Source organism: Pseudonocardia sp. D17, from assembly GCF_036984265.1.
Taxonomy (GTDB): domain Bacteria; phylum Actinomycetota; class Actinomycetes; order Mycobacteriales; family Pseudonocardiaceae; genus Pseudonocardia; species Pseudonocardia benzenivorans.
Genome location: NZ_BPRG01000037.1, coordinates 27,563 through 47,104 on the forward strand (window position 1 = coordinate 27,563; position 19,542 = coordinate 47,104).

18 protein-coding genes are annotated in these 19,542 nt (G+C 74.7%); 10 read left to right on the forward strand and 8 right to left on the reverse strand.

Going from position 1 to position 19,542, the window contains the following annotated elements; all coding sequences use genetic code 11:
- The 3 genes from PSD17_RS06410 to PSD17_RS06420 form a co-directional block, all read left to right on the forward strand.
- The coding region (locus PSD17_RS06410) for a histidine kinase (protein ID WP_339122130.1) at positions 1–560 on the forward strand (560 nt) is incomplete at its 5' end.
- A gap of 59 nt (positions 561–619) precedes the next feature.
- Positions 620–1,366, forward strand: a complete 747-nt coding sequence (locus tag PSD17_RS06415) for a beta-phosphoglucomutase family hydrolase (protein ID WP_013675262.1) — start codon at positions 620–622, stop codon at positions 1,364–1,366.
- The gene (locus tag PSD17_RS06420) at positions 1,363–3,723 is read left to right on the forward strand and encodes a glycoside hydrolase family 65 protein (protein ID WP_013675263.1); all 2,361 of its coding nucleotides are present in this window, start codon (positions 1,363–1,365) and stop codon (positions 3,721–3,723) included. The genes PSD17_RS06415 and PSD17_RS06420 overlap by 4 nt, the downstream gene beginning before the upstream one ends.
- 15 nt (positions 3,724–3,738) lie before the next feature.
- Here PSD17_RS06420 and PSD17_RS06425 read toward each other — a convergent pair whose 3' ends face one another.
- Complete coding sequence (locus PSD17_RS06425) at positions 3,739–4,605, reverse strand: SigB/SigF/SigG family RNA polymerase sigma factor (protein ID WP_445260994.1); 867 nt, start codon at positions 4,603–4,605, stop codon at positions 3,739–3,741.
- 259 nt (positions 4,606–4,864) lie between these two features.
- Between PSD17_RS06425 and PSD17_RS06430 the strand changes: the two genes are divergently transcribed.
- Complete coding sequence (locus PSD17_RS06430) at positions 4,865–7,126, forward strand: HelD family protein (RefSeq protein ID WP_083845444.1); 2,262 nt, start codon at positions 4,865–4,867, stop codon at positions 7,124–7,126.
- Here the strand turns inward: PSD17_RS06430 and PSD17_RS06435 are convergent.
- Together PSD17_RS06435 and recQ are read right to left on the reverse strand one after the other, a co-directional pair.
- Complete coding sequence (locus PSD17_RS06435) at positions 7,104–7,862, reverse strand: gamma-glutamyl-gamma-aminobutyrate hydrolase family protein (RefSeq protein WP_339122131.1); 759 nt, start codon at positions 7,860–7,862, stop codon at positions 7,104–7,106. The genes PSD17_RS06430 and PSD17_RS06435 overlap by 23 nt on opposite strands.
- Positions 7,863–7,872: 10 nt before the next feature.
- Entirely contained in the window at positions 7,873–9,693 is a 1,821-nt protein-coding gene (gene recQ, locus PSD17_RS06440; protein ID WP_013675267.1) for a DNA helicase RecQ, read from the reverse strand.
- A gap of 182 nt (positions 9,694–9,875) precedes the next feature.
- Between recQ and fgd the strand changes: the two genes are divergently transcribed.
- The 3 genes from fgd to PSD17_RS06455 all read left to right on the forward strand — a co-directional run bounded on the left by fgd (position 9,876) and on the right by PSD17_RS06455 (position 11,911).
- The gene (fgd, locus tag PSD17_RS06445) at positions 9,876–10,880 is read left to right on the forward strand and encodes a glucose-6-phosphate dehydrogenase (coenzyme-F420) (protein ID WP_103382242.1); all 1,005 of its coding nucleotides are present in this window, start codon (positions 9,876–9,878) and stop codon (positions 10,878–10,880) included.
- Positions 10,881–11,073: 193 nt separating this feature from the next.
- Complete coding sequence (locus tag PSD17_RS06450; protein ID WP_158703415.1) at positions 11,074–11,571, forward strand: ATP-binding protein; 498 nt, start codon at positions 11,074–11,076, stop codon at positions 11,569–11,571.
- A gap of 88 nt (positions 11,572–11,659) precedes the next feature.
- The gene (locus PSD17_RS06455) at positions 11,660–11,911 is read left to right on the forward strand and encodes a hypothetical protein (protein WP_013675270.1); all 252 of its coding nucleotides are present in this window, start codon (positions 11,660–11,662) and stop codon (positions 11,909–11,911) included.
- Positions 11,912–11,990: 79 nt separating this feature from the next.
- Here PSD17_RS06455 and PSD17_RS06460 read toward each other — a convergent pair whose 3' ends face one another.
- The 5 genes from PSD17_RS06460 to PSD17_RS06480 form a co-directional block, all read right to left on the reverse strand.
- Positions 11,991–12,848 (reverse strand): AfsR/SARP family transcriptional regulator, encoded by an 858-nt coding sequence (locus tag PSD17_RS06460; RefSeq protein ID WP_013675271.1) that lies wholly within the window; start codon positions 12,846–12,848, stop codon positions 11,991–11,993.
- Between the two features lie 194 nt (positions 12,849–13,042).
- Positions 13,043–13,993 (reverse strand): ATP-binding protein, encoded by a 951-nt coding sequence (locus PSD17_RS06465; RefSeq protein WP_013675272.1) that lies wholly within the window; start codon positions 13,991–13,993, stop codon positions 13,043–13,045.
- Complete coding sequence (locus tag PSD17_RS06470) at positions 13,990–15,027, reverse strand: MEDS domain-containing protein (protein ID WP_339122132.1); 1,038 nt, start codon at positions 15,025–15,027, stop codon at positions 13,990–13,992. The genes PSD17_RS06465 and PSD17_RS06470 overlap by 4 nt, the downstream gene beginning before the upstream one ends.
- A 223-nt stretch (positions 15,028–15,250) precedes the next feature.
- Positions 15,251–16,825 (reverse strand): acetolactate synthase large subunit, encoded by a 1,575-nt coding sequence (locus PSD17_RS06475; protein ID WP_339122133.1) that lies wholly within the window; start codon positions 16,823–16,825, stop codon positions 15,251–15,253.
- Positions 16,822–17,340, reverse strand: a complete 519-nt coding sequence (locus PSD17_RS06480; protein WP_013675275.1) for an OsmC family protein — start codon at positions 17,338–17,340, stop codon at positions 16,822–16,824. The genes PSD17_RS06475 and PSD17_RS06480 overlap by 4 nt, the downstream gene beginning before the upstream one ends.
- 70 nt (positions 17,341–17,410) lie before the next feature.
- On the opposite strand from PSD17_RS06480, the gene PSD17_RS06485 reads away from it, so the two are divergent.
- The 3 genes from PSD17_RS06485 to PSD17_RS06495 all read left to right on the forward strand — a co-directional run bounded on the left by PSD17_RS06485 (position 17,411) and on the right by PSD17_RS06495 (position 19,490).
- Entirely contained in the window at positions 17,411–18,085 is a 675-nt protein-coding gene (locus PSD17_RS06485) for a CDP-alcohol phosphatidyltransferase family protein (protein WP_013675276.1), read from the forward strand.
- Between the two features lie 173 nt (positions 18,086–18,258).
- Positions 18,259–18,705, forward strand: a complete 447-nt coding sequence (gene garA / locus PSD17_RS06490; protein ID WP_013675277.1) for a glycogen accumulation regulator GarA — start codon at positions 18,259–18,261, stop codon at positions 18,703–18,705.
- 308 nt (positions 18,706–19,013) lie between these two features.
- On the forward strand, positions 19,014–19,490 hold the full coding sequence (locus PSD17_RS06495) for a bifunctional nuclease family protein (protein ID WP_013675278.1): 477 nt from the start codon (positions 19,014–19,016) through the stop codon (positions 19,488–19,490).
- Positions 19,491–19,542: the final 52 nt, after the last annotated feature.

Consider the following 19,542-nt stretch of genomic DNA (forward strand, 5'->3'; position numbering starts at 1 on the left):
ACCTGGACCGGGAGAGGGGCGACCGGACCGGCGCGGGCACCGCTGCGGAGCAGGCGCCGCCGGGACCCGGTGCGGGCGCCGCACCCGCCGCGCTCCCGTCGGAGGCCCGGGTCCACGCCCGCAGGCTCGAGCAGCACTTCGTCTACAACTCCCTCAACACGATCGCCTCGCTCGTGCGCACCGACCCCGGCCGGGCGCGCGACCTGCTTCTCGGCTTCGCGGACCTGACCCGGGCCGCCGACCGGCCGGCCGAGGAGACGATCGGGCTGCGCGACGAGCTCGACACCGTCCGCGCCTACCTCGAGCTCGAGCGAGCCCGGTTCGGCAAGCGGCTGACCGCCTCGGTCACCACCGACGAGGGCCTCGACGACGTGCCGGTCGTCCCGCTGTCGGTGCTGGTCCGGGTGCGGTCCGTGGTGCAGGAGGTCGTCGAGCCGCGGCCCGAGGGCGGCGCCGTCAGCGTGCACGCGGCGATGGAGGGCTCGACGTGCGTCGTCACTGTCGCCGAGGAGGCCACGGCACAGCGCTGGACGGTGCCGCTCGCGCCGGCGCAGGTGTGATGCGCCGCTGTTCACCGGCCGACGCGCAGCCGTGATGATCGGGGGATACCGTGCGCTCCATGCTGGGGTTGCCCGACGCCGCGCGCGCGTGCCTGTTCGATCTGGACGGTGTCCTCACCGACACCGCCAGCGTGCATGCCGCCGCGTGGAAGCAGATGTTCGACGACTATCTCCGAGCGCGCGCGCAGCGCACGGGTGAGCCGTTCCGCCCGTTCGACCTGACCGCGGACTACGGCCCGTACGTCGACGGCAGGCCCCGGCTGGAGGGCACCGCGATGTTCCTGCGGTCGCGCGGCATCGAGCTGCCCGCGGGCGGCCCGGGCGACGACCCGGGGGCCGAGACCGTGTACGCGCTGGCGTCGCGGAAGAACGACATGGTGCAGGAGAAGATCCGCACGCAGGGCGTCGACGTCTACCCCGGCTCGGTGCGCTACCTCGAGGCGGTGCGGGCGGCCGGCATGAAGACGGCGGTGGTGTCGTCGTCGGCGAACGCCGAGCAGGTGCTCGAGGTGGCCGACCTGGCGCGCTACATCGACCACCGGGTCGACGGCGTCACGGCGAAGGAGCGGTCGCTGCCCGGCAAGCCGGAGCCGGACACCTTCCTCGCCGCGGCCGCCGACCTGGGCGTCGGTGTCGACGAGGCCGTCGTGTTCGAGGACGCGCTGGCCGGCGTGGCGGCCGGTCGCGCGGGCGGGTTCGTCGCCGTCGTCGGGGTGAACCGGCTCGACCAGGCCGACGGCCTGCGCGAGCACGGCGCCACGGTCGTCGTCGACGACCTGGCCGAGCTGCTCGAGGACGGCCGATGACCGCCGCCGAGAACGGGCGCCCGTTCACCGTCGAGCCCTGGTGCGTGCGTGAACCGGCGCTGCACCTGGAGGCGATGGGGCAGACGGAGTCGGTGTTCGCGCTGTCCAACGGGCACATCGGCATGCGTGGCAACCTCGACGAGGGGGAGCCGCACGCCATCCCCGGTACCTACCTCAACTCGCTCTACGAGCGCCGCCCGCTGCCCTACGCCGAGGGCGGGTACGGCTACCCGGAGTCCGGGCAGACGATCATCAACGTCACCAACGGCAAGCTGATCCGGCTGCTGGTCGACGACGAACCGTTCGACCTGCGCTACGGGCAGCTGCGTCGTCACGAACGGGTGCTCGACCTGCAGGCGGGCACCCTGACCCGCGAGGTCGAGTGGGTCTCGCCCGCCGACCGGGCCATCAGGGTGCGCAGCACGCGCCTGGTGTCGCTGACCCAGCGCGCGATCGCCGCGATCTGCTACGAGGTGGAGGTGCTCGACGGACCGACGACGCTCGTCGTCCAGTCCGAGCTCGTCGCCAACGAGCAGCTCCCGCAGCGGGCGAACGGCGATCCCCGCGTGGAGGCCGCGCTCGCGGAGCCGCTCGTCGCCGAGCAGCACCGCAGCGAGGAGGCCGGCGCGACGCTGGTGCACCAGACGCGCCAGTCCGGACTGCGGCTGGCCGCGGCGATGGACCACGAGGTCTACGGCCCGGGGTCGACGAAGATGTCGTCGGAGGCGACAGAGGACATCGGCCGCACCACGGTGATCGCCCGGATCGTGCCGGGGGAGACGCTGCGGATCGTCAAGTACCTGTCCTACGGCTGGTCGTCGCGGCGGTCGTTGCCCGCGGTGCACGACCAGGTGCGCGCCGCGCTGGCCGCGGCCCGGTTCACCGGCTGGGAGGGGCTGCTCGCCGAGCAGCGCCAGTACCTCGACGACTTCTGGATCACCGCCGACGTCGAGATCGACGGTGACGCCGAGCTGCAGCAGGCGATCCGGCTCGCGACGTTCCACGTCCTGCAGGCAGGCGCCCGTGCCGAGCGGCGCGCGATCGGCGCGAAGGGGCTCACCGGCGACGGCTACGACGGCCACACGTTCTGGGACACGGAGACGTTCGCGTTGCCGGTGCTCTCGCACCTGGCGCCGGACGCCGCGGCCGACGCGCTGCGCTGGCGGCGGTCGATCCTGCCGCAGGCCATGGAGCGCGCCGAGCAGCTCGGTCTCGCGGGGGCGGCGTTCCCGTGGCGGACCATCCGCGGCCACGAGTGCTCCGGGTACTGGCCGGCGGGCACGGCGGCGTTCCACATCAACGCCGACATCGCCGACGCCGTGCGCCGCCACGTCGCCGCGACCGGCGACATCGAGTTCGAACGCGAGGTCGGGCTGGAGCTGCTGGTGCAGACGGCCCGGCTGTGGCGCTCGCTGGGCCACCACGACGCGGCGGGCGAGTTCCGCATCGACGGGGTCACCGGGCCCGACGAGTACTCCGCGATCGTCGACAACAACGTCTACACGAACCTGATGGCGCAGCTGAACCTGCGCCACGCGGCGGAGGTCGCGGCCAAGCACCCGCGGCCCGCGGCCCGGCTGGGCGTCAACGCCGAGGAGATGGCGAGCTGGCGCGACGCGGCGTCGTCGATGCGCATCCCGTTCGACGAGGTCCTCGGTGTGCACCCGCAGGCCGAGGGTTTCACCGACCACCAGATGTGGGACTTCGAGGGCACCCCGGCGTCGAAGTACCCGCTGCTGCTGCACTACCCGTACTTCGACCTGTACCGCAAGCAGGTGATCAAGCAGGCCGATCTCGTGCTGGCGATGCAGCTTCAGCCCGACGCCTTCACACCCGAGCAGATGGCTCGCAACTTCGCGTACTACGAGGCGATCACCGTCCGGGACTCGTCGCTGTCGGCGGCGACCCAGGCCGTCGTCGCGGCCTGGACCGGGCACCTGGACCTGGCGTTCGACTACTTCGCCGAGGCCGCGCTCGTCGACCTGGGCGACCTGGCCGGCAACACCGACCACGGCATGCACATCGCGTCGATGGCCGGCACGTGGACGGCGGTGGCCAGCGGGTTCGGCGGGATGCGCACCGACCGCGACGGCATCTCCTTCGCGCCCCGGCTGCCGTCGGCGCTGTCGCGCATCTCGTTCGGGCTGAAGTACCAGGGCCGGTCGCTGCGGGTGACGATCACGCCGGACGAGGTCGAGTACCGGCTGGTCAGCGGGCCGCCGATGCGGCTGCGGCACCACGGCGAGCCGCTCGCGCTGGCCGACGCGCCGGTGGTGCGGGACATGCCGGCGGTGCCCATGCCGGAGCCGGTGGAGCAGCCCCACGGCCGCAGCCCCCGGCGCCGGCACCCCGGCTGACCCGCGGGGCGCGGGTCAGCCGGCGCCCAGCCGGCGGCGCAGCCGGGCCAGCGTCCGTGCCAGCAACCGGGAGACGTGCATCTGGGAGACCCCGACCTCGTCGGCGATCTGGGTCTGGGTCATGCCCGCGAAGAACCGCAGGACGAGGATGGTGCGTTCGCGGGTGGGGAGCTCGTCGAGCAGGGGCGCGAGGGTCTGCCGGTAGTCGACCTTCTCCAGCTCCGCGTCGGCGATGCCGAGCGTCTCCGACAGCATGGCGTCGGAGTCGGCGACGAGCTCGTCGAGCGAGGTGGAGCGGTAGACCTGGCGGGCCTCGAGGCCCTCGATCACCTCGTCGACGTCGCGCCCGATGCGGTCGGCGATCTCCGACGGGCGCGGCGCCCGGCCGAGCTCCTGGGCCAGGCCCCCGACGGCGGAGTTGATCGAGCTCTGCAGTTCCTTGAGCCGCCGCGGCACCCGCATCGACCAGGTGCGGTCGCGGAAGTGCCTGCGGACCTCACCGGTGATCGTCGGGACGGCATAGGACAGGAAGTCCACCCCGCGGGCGGGGTCGAAGCGGTCGACGGCGTTGATCAGCCCGACGGTGCCGGCCTGCTCCAGGTCGTCCACGGGTTCGCCGCGGCCCGCGAACCGGCGCGCGATGTGCCGGACGACGGGCAGGTGCCCGGTGACGAGCCGCTCGCGCAGCGTCGTCCGGCGTGGGTCGTCGGCGGTCATGGTGGCGAGCTCGTCGAACAGGGGGGCGAGGTGGTCGTAGGTCGAGCTCCCGGTCTCGGGCACCTCGGCACCGGGGCCCGCCGCGCGGCCCGGTGGGCCGCCGGGCGCCGCCACGCCCGCCGGCTCGGGATCCCCGGCGGCGGCGGGGTCGGCAGGGTCAGACACGACGGCCTGTCGGCGGCTGGCTGCGCACGCCGTGACCTACCCTCGTCGGCTGCCGCGGTAAACGCGGGCGCTGGTACGTTGGACAGTCGCCCGGCCGGAGCGTGTCGTTCGGCAGGGAGTCCCGTTGCTCGCCGCGAAGGTAGTCGCCCTGGTGTCCCACAGCGTGTCGCCCCACAGCACCGCACCCGGTCCGGACCGGCCGGCGATCCCCGACACCGATCCCGACGCCGCCCTCGCGCACGAGCGAGCCTACGTCGAGATGCTCTACCAGCGGCTCGACGCCCGCCGCGCCGACACCGCCCGACGCCTGCAGGACGTGCTGCACGGGGAGACCGTCGGCACCCCGCAGGCGCTGACCGAGCGCGACGCCGCGGCGGCGATGTACACCGACCGGCTCGCCGCGCTGCGGGCCGCCGAGCACGGCCTCGCGTTCGGCCGGCTCGACGCGGAGTCCGGTGAGGTCCGCTACATCGGCAGGCTCGGGCTGCTCGACGAGGACAACGAGTACGAGCCGCTGCTGATGGACTGGCGGGCCCCGGCCGCCCAGCCGTTCTACACCGCCACGGCCGCGTCGCCCGAAGGTATGCGCAGGCGGCGGCACCTGCGCACGCGCAAGCGGACCGTCGTCGCCATCGACGACGAGGTCCTCGACCTCAACGACGCCGCGGTGGGCGCCGGCCAGTCCGGGCTGACGAGCGAGGCCGCGTTGATGGCGGCGGTGTCGCAGGCGCGCACCGGGCGGATGGGCGACATCGTCGCGACGATCCAGGCCGAGCAGGACCGCATCATCCGGTCCAAGCCGTCGGGTGTGCTGGTGGTGCAGGGCGGGCCCGGCACGGGCAAGACGGCCGTCGCGCTGCACCGGGCGGCCTACCTGCTCTACACCCATCGCGACCGGCTGGCCCGCCGTGGCGTGCTCGTCGTCGGGCCCAACCCGACGTTCCTGCGCTACATCGGGCAGGTGCTGCCGTCGCTGGGCGAGACGAGCGTGGTGCTCGCGACGGTCGCCCGGCTCTACCCGGGGCTGCATGCGCGCCGGGTGGAAGCGCCGGAGGTCGCGGAGCTGAAGGGCAGCGTCGAGATGGCGGCCGTGGTCGCCGCCGCGGTGCGCGACCGGCAGCAGGTCCCGCGCAGGCCGATCGACCTGGTCGTCGAGCAGCAGCCGGTGCGGCTCGACCGTGACATCGCCAACCAGGCCCGCACCCGCGCCCGCCGGTCCCGCAAGCCGCACAACGAGGCCAAGCGGATCTTCCGGACGGAGGCGATCCGGCTGCTGGCCCAGCAGGTCATGCAGACCCTCGGCGGCCGCGGCCTGCTCGGGAAGGCCGATCTCGAGGACATCCGCGAGGAGCTCGGGGAGAGCCCGGAGCTGCTGCGCGAGCTCGACGCCCTGTGGCCGACGCTGTCGGCCGAGCAGCTGCTGACCGACCTGTTCGCCGACCGGCGCCGGCTCAACTCCGTCGCGCGGCGGTTGGCCCCGGCCGACCGCGACCTGCTCCACCGCCCCGCCCCGCCCGACGACCTGCCGGCCGACGAGTGCTGGACGCCCGCCGACGTGCCGCTGCTCGACGAGGCCGCGGAGCTGCTCGGTGACGACGGGTCGGCGGCGGCGGCCGCCGCTGCGGCGGCGTTGCGCGAGGAGGTCGAGTACGCGCAGGGGGTGCTGGACGTCCTCGACCTGGAGGAGGACCTCGACCCGGAGCTGCTGCGCGCCACCGACATCGTCGACGCCGACCGGCTCGCCGAGCGCCAGCAGGTCCGGCGTTACGACACGACGGCCGACCGGGCCGAGGCCGACCGCGAGTGGACCTACGGTCACGTGATCATCGACGAGGCGCAGGAGCTGTCGGCGATGGCGTGGCGGTTGATCATGCGCCGCGTCCCGAGCCGGTCGATGACGATCGTCGGTGACATCGCCCAGACCGGCGACCGGTCCGGTGCGCGGTCGTGGAGCGAGGTGCTGCGCCCGTTCGTCGCCGACCGGTGGCGGCTCGAGCAGCTGACCGTCAACTACCGCACGCCCGCCGAGATCGCCGACATCGCCGACGACGTGCTGGCCGAGATCGAGCCGTCGCTGGCCCCGCCGCGGTCGGTGCGCAGCACGGGCGTCCCGCCGCGGGCCGTCCCCGTGGCCGCGGGGTCGCTCGACGGCGCCGACGGTGTGCTGGCCGAGCTCGTCGCGCAGGAGCGGGCGGCCGTGGGGGAGGGCCGGGTCGCGGTGCTGGCCCCGGCGGCGCGGGTCGACGCGCTACGCGCCGCGCTCGCGCCCGGCACGGCCGATGCCGCCGCGGACGACCCGGAGGCCGCGGACCTCGACGCGCCCGTCGTCGTCCTGACGATCACCGCGGCGAAGGGCCTGGAGTTCGACGCGGTGCTGCTCGTCGAGCCCGCCGAGGTGCTGGCCGAGTCACCGCGCGGCGCCAACGACGTCTACGTGGCGCTGACGCGCGCGACGCAGCGGCTGACCGTCGTGCACACCGGCGAGCTGCCGCGGATGCTCAAGCGCCTGCGCCCCCGCTGACGGCGTGCCCGGGGGCCTCCCACCGGTCCCGCGTCCGGGCGGCCGCCTCGACGAGGCCCCGCACCAGCCGCAGGTCGGCGCCGTCCTGCTCGGGATGCCACTGCACACCCACGACGAACGGGTGCCCGCCGAGCTCGACGGCCTCGACGACCCCGTCCGCGGCGCGCGCGGTGACCCGCAGGCCCTCGCCGAGCAGGTCGACGGCCTGGTGGTGCAGGCAGCGCACCGTCACGCGGTCGCCGAGGAGCCGGCCGACGGTCGAGCCCGCGTCGAGCGCCACGTCGACGGTCGCGAACTCCGGGGGCCTGGCGCCGTGGGCGGTGGCCCCGAGATCGGGCAGGTGCTGGTGCAGGGTCCCGCCGAGCGCGACGTTGAGCACCTGCGCGCCCCGGCACACCCCGAGCACCGGGATGCCGCGGTCGACGGCCGCGCGGACCGCGGCGAGCTCCGTCGCGTCGCGCCCGGGCCGGGCCGGCTGGGTCTTCTCGTGCGGGAGCGCGCCGTAGCGCGCGGGATCGAGGTCGGAGCCGCCGGTGATCACGAGCGCGTCGAGCCGCTCGACGGCGCCGACGGCTGCCGGGTCCGGCGGCAGCAGCACCGGCGCGCCACCGGCGGCGACGACCATCTCGACGTAGGTGTCGGGCAGCAGCGTGGCCGAGTGGTCCCAGAACCAGTACCGCGCGCGTTCCCGGTAGGCCGTCAGGCCCACGACGGGTGGCCGCTCGTTCGCCTCCACGCGGACGACGCTACGCCGGACCCGCGGCGGCGAGCGTCTCGAGGATCTGCTCGCCGTAGCGGGCGAGCTTGGCCTCGCCGACGCCGTTGACCCGGCCGAGCTCGGCGAGCGTCGCGGGGGCGCCGGTGGCGATCTCGCGGAGCGTCGCGTCGTGGAAGATCACGTAGGCGGGGACGCCCTGCTCCTTCGCGGCCGCGCCGCGCCAGGCGCGCAGCCGCTCGAACAGCCCGGCCGCCTCGGCCGGCAGGGCGACCGCGGCGCTCGCGGACCTGCTGCGCGAGGCCCGCGCCGCGCGTTCGGGATCGCGGCGCAGTGCGACCGTGCGCTCGCCGCGCAGCACCTCGCCGCTGGTCTCGGTGAGCGCGAGCGTCTGGTACGCGCCGCCGACCGCGAGCAGCTCGCGGGCCAGCAGCTGCCGGATCACCGCGCGCCACTCGCTGTCGCGCAGGTCGGACCCGACCCCGAAGACCGACAGCTCGTCGTGGCGGTGCTGGCTGATCTTCGGGCTCTGCTTGCCGAGCAGGATGTCGACGACGTGCCCGGCGCCGAAGCTCTGGTTGCGCTCCTTCTTCAGCCGCCACACCGTCGAGAGCACCTTCTGCGCGGCGACGGTGCCGTCCCACGTCTGCGGTGGGGTCAGGCAGGTGTCGCAGTTGCCGCAGGGCTCGCCGGCCTGGCCGAAGTAGGCGAGCAGGTTCACCCGCCGGCACTCGACCGTCTCGCACAGGGCGAGCATCGCGTCGAGGTGCTGGGTGAGCCGGCGGCGGTGCGCCAGGTCGCCCTCGGACTCGTCGATCATCTTGCGCTGCTGCACGACGTCGCCCAGCCCGTAGGCCAGCCACGCCGTCGACGGCAGCCCGTCGCGGCCCGCGCGGCCGGTCTCCTGGTAGTAGCCCTCGACGGACTTGGGGAGGTCGAGGTGGGCGACGAACCGCACGTCGGGCTTGTCGATGCCCATGCCGAACGCGATCGTCGCGACCATGACGACGCCGTCCTCGCGCAGGAACCGCGCCTGGTTGGCCGCGCGGACCGGCGCCTCCAGCCCCGCGTGGTAGGGCAGCGCCGTGATCCCCTGCGCGGTGAGGAACTCCGCGACCTGCTCGACCTTGCGCCGCGACAGGCAGTAGACGATGCCGGCGTCGCCCGCGTGCTCGGCGCGCAGCAGCTCCAGCAGCTGGCGGCGTTCCTCGGCCTTGGGCACGATCCGGTACTGGATGTTGGGCCGGTCGAAGCTCGCGACGAAGTGCCTGGCGTCGGTGAGGTCGAGCCGTTCGGCGATCTCGGTGTGCGTCGCGCGGGTCGCGGTGGCGGTGAGGGCGATGCGCGGCACGTCGGGCCAGCGCCGGTGCAGCTCGGACAGCGCGAGGTAGTCGGGCCGGAAGTCGTGGCCCCACTGGGAGACGCAGTGCGCCTCGTCGATCGCGAACAGCGCGATGCGCCCTCGGTCGAGCAGGTCGGCCGTCGAGGCCACCCGCAGCCGCTCCGGCGCCAGGTAGAGCAGGTCGAGCTCGCCGTCGAGGAACGCCCGCTCGGTGTCGCGGCGCTCCTGCGGGCCCTGCGTGGAGTTCAGGAACCCGGCCCGCACGCCGAGCGCCCGCAGCGCGTCGACCTGGTCCTGCATGAGAGCGATCAACGGCGAGATCACCACACCCGTGCCGTCGCGTACCAGCGCGGGGATCTGATAGCACAGCGACTTGCCGCCGCCGGTGGGCATGAGCACGAGCGCGTCGCCGCCGCCGCTGACGTGCTCGACGATCTCGCGCTGGTCCCCGCGGAAGTCCTCGTAACCGAAGACCTGATGGAGCACCTGCGCGGGATCCCGGGGAGCCATGTGCGCGATCCTAGGAGCAGGCGGGAACCGCGCCGTGCCGGCTCGGCACGGCCCGTCGCGGCTGCGACCGGCACCCGGTGGTGTCGTTCCGCTCACCGAACCCTGCGCCCGGAGCCGGTGCGCGGTGTATCAACGACAACGCACCCCCGCGACGGTGGTGGACGGACGGAGAGGACGGGTACGTGGCCCTGAGGATCGGCTACAAGGCGTCGGCGGAGCAGTTCGGACCGCGGGATCTCGTCGAGTACGCGGTGCGCGCCGAGGAGGTCGGCCTGGACAGCGTCTGGACCTCCGACCACTTCCTGCCGTGGCGCGACACGGGCGGGCACGCGCCGTTCGCGCTCACCTGGATGGCGGCGGTGGGGGAGCGGACGAGCCGGGTGCAGATCGGCACCAGCGTGCTGACCCCCACGTTCCGCTACAACCCGGCCGTCATCGCGCAGGCGTTCGCGTCCATGGCGTTGATGTTCGACGGGAGGGTCGCGCTCGGCGTCGGCACCGGCGAGGCGCTCAACGAGATCGCCGTGTCCGGCCGGGAGTGGCCGGAGTTCAAGGAACGGTTCGCCCGGCTGCGGGAGGCGGTCCGGCTCATCCGTGCGCTGTGGACCGAGGACTCGGTGTCGGTCGACGGCGACTACTACACCCTCGTCGACGCGAAGATCTACGACCGGCCCAAGGAGCCGGTGCCGGTCTACATCGCGGCGGGCGGGCCGGTCGTCGCGAAGTACGCGGGTCGCTCCGGCGACGGCTTCATCTGCACCTCGGGCAAGGGGATGGACCTCTACACCGAGAAGCTGATCCCGGCGGTGCAGGAGGGCGCGGCGGCCGCGGAGCGCGACGCCGGCGGTATCGACCGCATGATCGAGATCAAGCTGTCCTACGACCGCGACGCCGACCAGGCGCTCGAGAACTGCCGGTTCTGGGCGCCGCTGTCGCTGACGGCCGAGCAGAAGCACTCGGTCGACTCGGCTGCGGAGATGGAGCGGCTGGCCGACGAGCTGCCGATCGAGCAGGTCGCGAAGCGCTGGATCGTCGCCTCGACCCCCGACGAGGCGCTCGCGCAGATCACGCCCTACGTCGACGCCGGGCTGACGCATCTGGTGTTCCACGGCCCGGGACACGACCAGGAGCGGTTCCTGTCACAGTTCGCCGAGGACGTGCTGCCGCGGCTGCGTGAGCTGGGCTGACGCACGCGGCGCGCGTCCGACGCGGGACGACACCCCGGGCGCGGGTTCCCCCGCCCGGGGGCCGCACGTTTGACGGTGTCACATCCCGGCCACCCCTGACGAAGTACATCGCGTGAACCGGGCTGCGGCTGCATCGGTCGAACGCGGATCCGTGCCGGAGGGGCCCGCGGCCCTGGAGGGGATGCGAGGGCCGGTGGGGGACACGACGGGTGGGCGTCGCGGCAGCGGCGGCGTCGACGTCGCGCACGGAGCGGACGTGCCACCCGCGGCCGAGCTCGTCCTCACCATCCCGGCCGATGCGGCGCGGCTGTCGGGGCTGCGCCGTGCCGTGGTCGACTGGGCCGGTGGGCTCGGCGCCGACGAGGCCACCGTCGGCGACCTCCAACTCGCCGTCGGCGAGGCCGCCGCCAACGGGGTCGAGCACGCCTACCGGGAGACGGAGCCGGCCGGGCGGGGCGGGACGGTCGTCGAGGTGGCGCTGTGCCTGCTGGCCGGCGGCCGCGCCCACGACGGCCGGGTCATCGCGGTGCGGGTCCGTGACCGAGGTCGCTGGCGCCGGCCGCCGGCCGACCCCGGCCGCCGTGGCCGCGGGCTGGCGATGATCCGCGCGGTGGCGGCCGGTGTCGTCGTGCGTCCCGGCAGGTCGGGCACCGAGGTCTCGTTCGAGGTGCCGTTCGTCGGCGTCGGGTGAACCGGACACAGCGCCCGTTGGGCGATCCGGGTGACGGCGTCGCGCGTCCGGTGTTCGTGTCCGTCGACGTGGGGTAGACCCGGGGGCGATGCACGCGACCCCTCCTGACCCCGACGCCCCGACGCCCGACGACGAGCGGGCCGCCCGGCTGCGAAGGGTCGCGCGGCTGCGCACGATGCGCACGTGCACGCCGCTGGTGCTGCTCGTGGTGCTCGTCGTCGGCGCGGGTCTGGTGTTCTTCCTGAACTACCCGTTCTTCGGGGTGGTGCTCGTCGTCCTCGCGGTGTTCGCGGCCGTCGATCTCACGTGGTCGTTGCGCCGCAACGCCGGTCCCCGCTGACGCCGGCCCGGACACGCAACACGCCCCCGCGGCGGACCGTGGGGGCGTGCTCGGGAGTGTGGCGGTGGCGGGCCGCGGGTCAGCGGCCGGAGCCGGGCACCGACCCGCCCGCGACGAGGCGCCGACCGGCCGGCGGCCGGCCCGCGCGCAGGCCGGGCAGGACGACGGCGGAGCGCGGGACGGGACGACGGAACGCGCGCAGCACCGGCCACGCCGGCGACGGCGGGAACAGCACGTCGAGACCGGACCCGACGGGCCCGCCGACGCTGGAGCGCAGCAGCTCCTGGTAGTCGTCGTACTCGGCGACGGCCGCGGCCAGGTCGCCCTGGGCGAGGTGCGCCTCGATGAGGGCGCGGCGGGCGTTCTCCCGGCTGGGCGCGGCGGTGACGGCGACCCGGGCGATCTCGACGGCCTCCTCGTGGCGGCCGGCAGCGCTGAACCGGATGCTGAGGTCCTCGAGTGCGTTGAGCCGCAGCTGGCGGAAGCGCTCGCGCTCGACGGCGATCCACGGCGCCGTCCAGGACGGCAGGATGTCGGCGCGCAGCGCGTCGGTCTCGGTGACCTCGGTCGGCGGCAGCTCGGGCAGCGTCCGCACGAGCGCCATGGCCTCGTCGAGATCGACCGCGACCCCCGCACCGAGCGCGACGGTCGGCTCGCCGGCGGACCCGCCGGTGACGAGGAGCCCGGGTACCGCGACGTCGTCGAGCGCCTCGGCGAGCAGCCGGGCGGCGGAGTCGGGGCGCACCCCGGGCCAGAGGTCGGCCGCCAGGGTGCGCAGCGGCTGGGGACGGCGGTGCACCGCCAGATACGCGACCACCCGACGGGCATCGACGCTCAACGCCTCGGCCACCCCGTCCCGGGTCAGGGTGAACGCACCCAGCACCGTGACACGAAGTCCGGGTGCGTGCATGCGGGATCGGCGCTGATCGTCAGACATGGTCTGTCCCCGTGAGAATGTCTCGAGTGTTGTCAAACCCCTGGCAGGTCCTGAGAGCACGTCTCGGGCACCCGGCGGGCGCGACCGAGTCTTCTCCGGCGTCGCGGACTTGCCAAGGGGCTTCGGCTTGTCGTTTCGTCACAGTTTCACGCCCAGGTGAGGGGGCGTGTCGCGCGACGCATAACGATGTTAGCTCACGGCGCCGCGTGCATCCGGACGTGGGTGCCCGAACGATCCGCCCAGACGTGCAGAACGTCGCAGAGCTGGCGCGCGATCCACACGCCGCGGCCCCGCGGGTCGGCCGGGTGCGGGGCGCGCAGGCCCGGGAGCGGCTCGCTCAGCGTGTCGCCGGTGTCGTGCACCTCGGCCACCAGCCCGTCGCCCGCGATCCACAGCGCGATCCGGGCCTCGCCGGATCCGTGCTCGACGGCGTTCGTCGCGATCTCGTTGACCGCGAGCACCACGTCCTCGCAGCGCGCGGTGTCGAAGGCCGTCGCCGTCGCCAGGTCGGTCACCGCGGCGCGGACCTCGTGCAGCTGCCAGGCGGTGAAGACGATGTCGAGGTCCGGTGCGCCGAGCAGGATCGGCGGGGCGGCGGGCATCCCGGCCAGCACGTCGCGCGGGGCGCGGTGCCCGTCGTTGAGCCGCAGCCGGCCCTGCTCGAAGACCAGCGGATGGTTCGCGAGGGCGCCGTAGAGGATCTCCGAGTGCAGCGGCAGCTCGGGATAGAAGCAGTAGAGGCTGACCGGCAGGTCGGTGAGCGCGACGTTCACCGCGGCGTCGAACTCGGTCCAGTACCGGCCGTCGATCCCGTCGAGGTCGCTGTCGTGCTCGGACACCGCGGTCACGGCCCCGGCCTCCGACGTCAGCGCCCGCAGGGTCCGGGCCAGCCGGGCGGCGGTGGTCTGCCCGGAGCCCCGGCTGCGGACGGCCGGACCCAGCGTGACCACGCGCGCCGAGCCCGCAGCCGCCCGCAGGGCCGCCTCGGTGCCCGGGCCCACGGCCAGCGCGATCGTCTCGCCGCGTCGGGCGGCATCGGACACGACGGGTGCGGTCTGGTCGACGAGGTCGTCCGCGCCGCTGTGCACACCGCACGCGTGCCGTAGCCGGACCGGCGACGCGGTCCGGGTGGTCTCGACCCTCACCGGGCCTCCCGCAGCGCGGGTCCGTCGTCGGGCAGGGTCTCGTCGGGCAGGGTCTCGTCAGGCAGGGTCTCGTCGGGCGGGGTCTCGTCGGCGTCGACGCCCGCGGTGCCGCCGCCGCGGTGCCGGCCGCCCGCCGGGCGGATCGCGCCGGGCACCCCCGACCGCGCGGGGGCCTCCCGCACCGTCAGCTGCGCCGCGAACGGTGCGCCGCAACGGTCCAGCACGCGCACGACGCCGGGCCGCACGTCGGTGAGCACCAGCCGGTGGGTGTCGGGGAAGCCCTCGGCGGCGTGCACGAGGCTGACCGCGGACGCGACGTCGATGAACCGCAGCGAGGCCAGGTTCAGCTCGATCTCGGTGGGCGCCGAGTGCGACCGCAGTGCGTCGTCCAGGGTGGACTCGAGCAGGCGCGCGATCGCGGGCCGGTTGCTGTGGTCGACCTCGCCCGCGAGCCGCGCCGAGGTGAGGCCGGTGCGGACGACGCGCAGCAGGCCGTCGTCGTAGGCGGTCGGCACGCTGAGCTCCTTCCGGTGGACGTCGCGCATCCGCTCGATCTGCTCGTCGGAGTAGCGACGCCGGTCGTAGAGGCACAGCGCGGTGATGCCGCGGTCGCGGACCAGACCGTCGAGCCCGCTGTCGTACTCGACGAAGGTCGTCGGCCACTGCCGGTCGACGCCGTAGCTCATCTGGCCGGTCATCCGGAAGCCCGCCCAGCCCGCGGCCGCGGACTCGTCGATGCGCGCGAGCATCATCTCGCGCGCCTCCGGCAGCGGGGTGTGGAAGATCGCCCGGGTGGTCTCGGCGGGCACGATCGCGAGCTGCCCGGTACCCAGCGGGCCCTCGACGGCGACGTGGTCGTCGGCGAGGCGCCCGAGCACGCCCTCGGCGGTGCCGTCGTCGAAGTAGAGGACCTGCTCGTTGCGGTCCAGTCCGTCGGCGACGAAGTCGGCCGAGACCTCCCAGAGCTGCTCCTCGCTGAGGGGGACCGCGCACACGTGATCGCCGGGCGACACGTCGTGCGTCGATCTCGTCATCTGCACCCAACCGGAGGCTCTGCGTGACCTTTCGCTCCCACTGTATGGCGGGTGACCTGCCGCTCAGTGCCGTCGAACGGCCCACCACGCGCCGAAGCGCCACGTCCGGGCGATGAGCGGACCGTAGCCGCTCCGACCGACCGTGACAGCCCGGGCGGGGCCCCGACCGGCTGCGGCGGCGGGCCCGGCGCCCGCCGCGCCCCACGAGCGGGCGGGTCCGCGGTCAGCGTGCGACCGGCGGCACCAGCGCCTCGACCAGGTGCGGGCCCGGTTCGGCCGCGGCGGCGCGCAGCGCGTCGGCGAGCTCCTCGGCGGTCCGGGCCCGGCGGGCCGGCACCCCCATGCCCCGGGCGAGGGAGACGAAGTCGAGCGTCGGGTCGTCGAGGTCGAGCAGCCTGCGGGCCGCGGCACCCGCGCCGGCGCCGCCGAGCTGGGCGCCCACCTGCGCGAGCTCGGCGCGCAGGACCGCGTAGGCCGCGTTGTTGTAGACGACGGTCGTCACGTCGAGGCCCTCGCGCGCGTGCGTCCACAGCGCGGAGATCGTGTACATCGCGGCACCGTCGGCGGCCAGGCACCAGACCGGACGGTCCGGGCAGGCCACGGCGGCACCCGCGGCGGCCGGGGTCCCGAACCCGATCGCGCCGCCGGGCAGGGTCAGCCAGTCGTGCCGGGGGCCGCCCGCGGTCGCCGGCCCGAGGCCCACGCCGGAGGTGTTCGCCTCGTCGACGACGATCGCGCCCTCGGGCAGCAGCGCCCCGATGACGGCGGTGGCGGCGGCCGCGGTCAGGTCCCCGGTGGGCAGGTCGGGGCGGCGGCCCGGCTCGACCGGGGCCTCGGCGTCCGGGGCGACGAGATCGGCCAGCGCCGCCAGCGCCGTGGCCGCGGGCCCGTCCTTGCCGGCGACGGTGACGACGGAGCAGCCCTCCGGCACGAGGTCGCCGGACCGGCCCGGGTAGCCGAAGAAGGTCACCGGGCTGCGGGCCCCGGCGAGGACGAGGTGACGGGCGCCGCCGAGCTGGCGGCGGGCCGCGTCGCCGACGTAGGACAGCCGGGGCACCGCGGGGATGCCGCCGCCGCGCTCGGCCCGCGGCGGGAACGTCTCGGCGAGCAGCGTGGCCCCGGTCGCGGCGGCGATCCGGGCCGCCGCGCGGGCGCCCTCGGCCAGGCCCGCGTCGCCGCCGATCAGCAGCACGCACGGCTCGCCGCCGGTGAGTGCCTTCGCGGCCGCCTCCAGCGCGTCGGCGTCGAGCGCGCCCCGCCCGGCCGCGGCCGGCGTCGCGACCGCGGCGGGTGCGCCGCCCTCGTCCCAGGACGCGTCGGCGGGCAGGATGAGCGTCGCGACCCCGCTCGGCGGGCCGAGCGCGGCGGCCACCGCCGCGGCCGTGTCGGCGCCGACGTCGGCGGCGGTGGCGCTGCGCCGCACCCACCGCGAGACCGTGCCCGCGACCGCGTCGATGTCGGAGTCCAGCGGTGCGTCGTAGGCCTTGTGCGCGGTCGAGTGATCGCCCACCACGGTGAGGACGGGCGTGCCCGCGCGGCGCGCGTTGTGCAGGTTGGCCAGCCCGTTGCCCAGCCCGGGCCCCAGGTGCAGCAGCACCGACGCGGGCCGGCCGGTCATCCGCCCGTAGCCGTCGGCGGCCCCGGTGGCCACGCCCTCGAACAGCGTCAGCACCGGGCGCATGGCGGGGACGTCGTCCAGTGCGGCGACGAAGTGCATCTCCGACGTGCCGGGGTTGGCGAAGCAGACGTCGACACCGCCGTCGACGAGCGTGTGCAGCAGCGCCTGCGCGCCCCTCACCGGCCGCCCCCGGAGGTGGTCACCTCGACCGCCGTGGCGGGGGAGGACCGCAGCGTCTGCAGGACGACGCAGTACCGCTCGGTCAGCTTCACCAGCGTGGCGACCTGGTCGTCGTCGGCGTCGGTGACCAGGTCGAAGCGCAGCCGGACGTCGCGGAACCCGACGGGGGCCTCCTTGTCGACGCCGAGCGTCCCGCGGAAGTCGAGGTCGCCCTCGGCGTGCACGGTGCCGGTCGCCTCGATCCCCAGCGACGTCGCGACGGCGCGCAACGTCACCCCGGCGCACGCGACGAGCGCCTCGAGCAGCATGTCGCCCGAGCACAGCTGGGTGCCGTCGCCGCCGGTCGCCGGGTGCAGGCCGGCCTCCGCGAGCGCGGTCGCGGTGCGCACCCTGCAGGCGACACCGGAGCCGTCGAGCTCACCGTCGGCGCGCAGCGTCACCAGTGCGGCGCCGGGGTCGTCGCGGTAGCGCTGCTTGAGCGGGGCCTGCGTCTGCCGGAGCGTCGTCGCGTCCATGGGCCCATCGTGCCGCGCCGGCGGGACCGTCCGCAGCACCGGCCGCGACCGTGCGACGTAGGCTCCCCGCGTGTCCGACGCGTCGTCGGTGCCCTCCTCCGCGGACCGGGTGCTCACCGTCCCCAATGCACTGAGCGTGCTGCGCCTGCTCGGCGTCCCGTTGTTCCTCTACCTGCTGCTCGGGCCGCACGCCGACGGCTGGGCGATCCTCGTGCTCGCCGTCGGCGGGGTCACCGACTGGCTCGACGGCAAGCTCGCCCGGCTGCTGGACCAGTACTCGCGGCTGGGCGCCGTGCTCGACCCGGCCGTCGACCGGCTCTACATCCTGGCCGCGCTGCTGGCGCTGGGTTTCCGCGACGTCGTCCCGTGGTGGGCCGTCATCCTGCTGGTGGCCCGTGACGTCGTGCTCGGTCTGTGCCTGCCCGTGCTGCGCCGCCGCGGGTACGGCCCGTTCGTGGTGACCTACCTCGGCAAGGCCGCGACGTTCCAGCTCCTCTACGCCTTCCCGCTGCTGCTGCTCGGCCAGGGCCACAACTGGTTCGCCGACCTCGCGCGACCGTTCGGCTACGCCTTCGCGGGCTGGGGCGTGGCGCTGTACCTGTGGTCGGGACTGCTCTACCTGGCCCAGTTCGTGAAGGCCCTGCGTACGCCCGTCCCGACGCCGACGCCGACGCCGACGACCGGCCCCGGGGCCGGTCCGGCACCGTCCGGAACCCGGGCACGGCCGGGTCCGCACGAGGTCTAGGCTCCGTCGCGAACCGACCCCCGGACACGACGACGTGCCCGGCGGGGCGACCCGGGCGGGCGACACCGGTCGGCCCCGATCGGGCCCGGCCGACGTCGGTCCGGCAGGGTAGGTTTCCCGCGACGCGGGCCGTTGCGGCCCGCGCCCAGCACATCGCAGGAGGAGAGCCCGAGGTGACCACGAACGACGGCCCCGGCGTCCCGCCGGAGCGCGCACCGGAGACGACCTCGGTCTTCCGGGCCGACTTCCTCGCCGACGTCGAGCAGCCGGCGCAGGACCAGCCGGTCTCCGGCCTCGACGCGCTGCCCCCCGGGTCGGCGTTGCTCGTGGTCAAGCGCGGGCCCAACGCCGGGTCGCGGTTCCTGCTCGACCGGCCGACGACGAGCGCCGGCCGGCACCCCGACAGCGACATCTTCCTCGACGACGTGACGGTCTCCCGGCGGCACGCGGAGTTCCGCCGCGACGGCGACTTCGTCGTCGTCGACGTCGGCAGCCTCAACGGCACCTACGTCAACCGCGAGCCGGTCGACACCGCGGTCCTCGCCAACGGCGACGAGGTGCAGATCGGCAAGTTCCGGCTGATCTTCCTCACCGGCGCCCGCGAGCCCGGCGGTCAGTGACGCCGCGTCCGCTCCGACACCACGGCCGGCCCGATCCGGTGTGACACGCCCGGCGTCGTCACGCACCGCGACGGGCCGGCCGTGGTGCGTCCGGGCCCCGGCGGCCAGGTCGCGCCGGGTCGGCGAGGGTTGCCGAACACACCGATCCTGTGGCGAACTGCCCGTCCGGAGGCGCGCGTCGGGCAGGCGGCCCGTGTAGCGTCATCACCGTCAGACGCCGCACGGTTCGCGGACGCGGTCGGGTCCCGGCCCGGCTGGTCCGGGAACGCGGGCGGAGCGCGGACGCACGATGGGTGAGGAGGCGACGTATGAGCGAGATGCGCGTCGTGGGAGTCAGGGTCGAACTGCCCGCCAACCAGCCCATCCTCTTGTTGCGGGAGACGAGCGGCGACCGGTACCTGCCGATCTGGATCGGGTCGGTCGAGGCGACGGCGATCGCACTGGAGCAGCAGGGCGTCAAGCCGGCCCGCCCGCTGACCCACGACCTGTTGAAGGACGTGATCGGCGCCCTCGGCAGACGACTCGAGCAGGTGCGGATCACCGACCTGCAGGAGGGCACCTTCTACGCAGAGCTGATCTTCGACGGCGGCGTGAAGGTGTCGGCGCGGCCGAGCGACTCCGTGGCGCTGGCGCTGCGGATCGGGGTGCCGATCCACGCCGACGAGAGCGTGCTCGCCGAGGCGGGGCTCGTCATCCCCGACGAGCAGGAGGACGAGGTCGAGAAGTTCCGCGAGTTCCTCGACTCGGTCTCGCCGGAGGACTTCCGCGGCGCCCAGCCGGGCTGACGCGGCGGCGCCCGCCGGCCGACACGCCCGTGATCGGGTGACGCCACCGGCG

What these genes read in the sequence shown, in the direction of transcription:
- PSD17_RS06415 (WP_013675262.1), top strand. Translation starts at nt 620, where the DNA reads ATGCTGGGGTTGCCCGACGCCGCGCGCGCGTGCCTGTTCGATCTGGAC.
- PSD17_RS06420 (WP_013675263.1), top strand. Translation starts at nt 1,363, where the DNA reads ATGACCGCCGCCGAGAACGGGCGCCCGTTCACCGTCGAGCCCTGGTGC.
- PSD17_RS06430 (WP_083845444.1), top strand. Translation starts at nt 4,865, where the DNA reads ATGCTCTACCAGCGGCTCGACGCCCGCCGCGCCGACACCGCCCGACGC.
- recQ (WP_013675267.1), bottom strand. Translation starts at nt 9,693, where the DNA reads ATGGCTCCCCGGGATCCCGCGCAGGTGCTCCATCAGGTCTTCGGTTAC.
- PSD17_RS06455 (WP_013675270.1), top strand. Translation starts at nt 11,660, where the DNA reads ATGCACGCGACCCCTCCTGACCCCGACGCCCCGACGCCCGACGACGAG.
- PSD17_RS06460 (WP_013675271.1), bottom strand. Translation starts at nt 12,848, where the DNA reads ATGTCTGACGATCAGCGCCGATCCCGCATGCACGCACCCGGACTTCGT.
- PSD17_RS06470 (WP_339122132.1), bottom strand. Translation starts at nt 15,027, where the DNA reads ATGACGAGATCGACGCACGACGTGTCGCCCGGCGATCACGTGTGCGCG.
- PSD17_RS06480 (WP_013675275.1), bottom strand. Translation starts at nt 17,340, where the DNA reads ATGGACGCGACGACGCTCCGGCAGACGCAGGCCCCGCTCAAGCAGCGC.
- PSD17_RS06495 (WP_013675278.1), top strand. Translation starts at nt 19,014, where the DNA reads ATGAGCGAGATGCGCGTCGTGGGAGTCAGGGTCGAACTGCCCGCCAAC.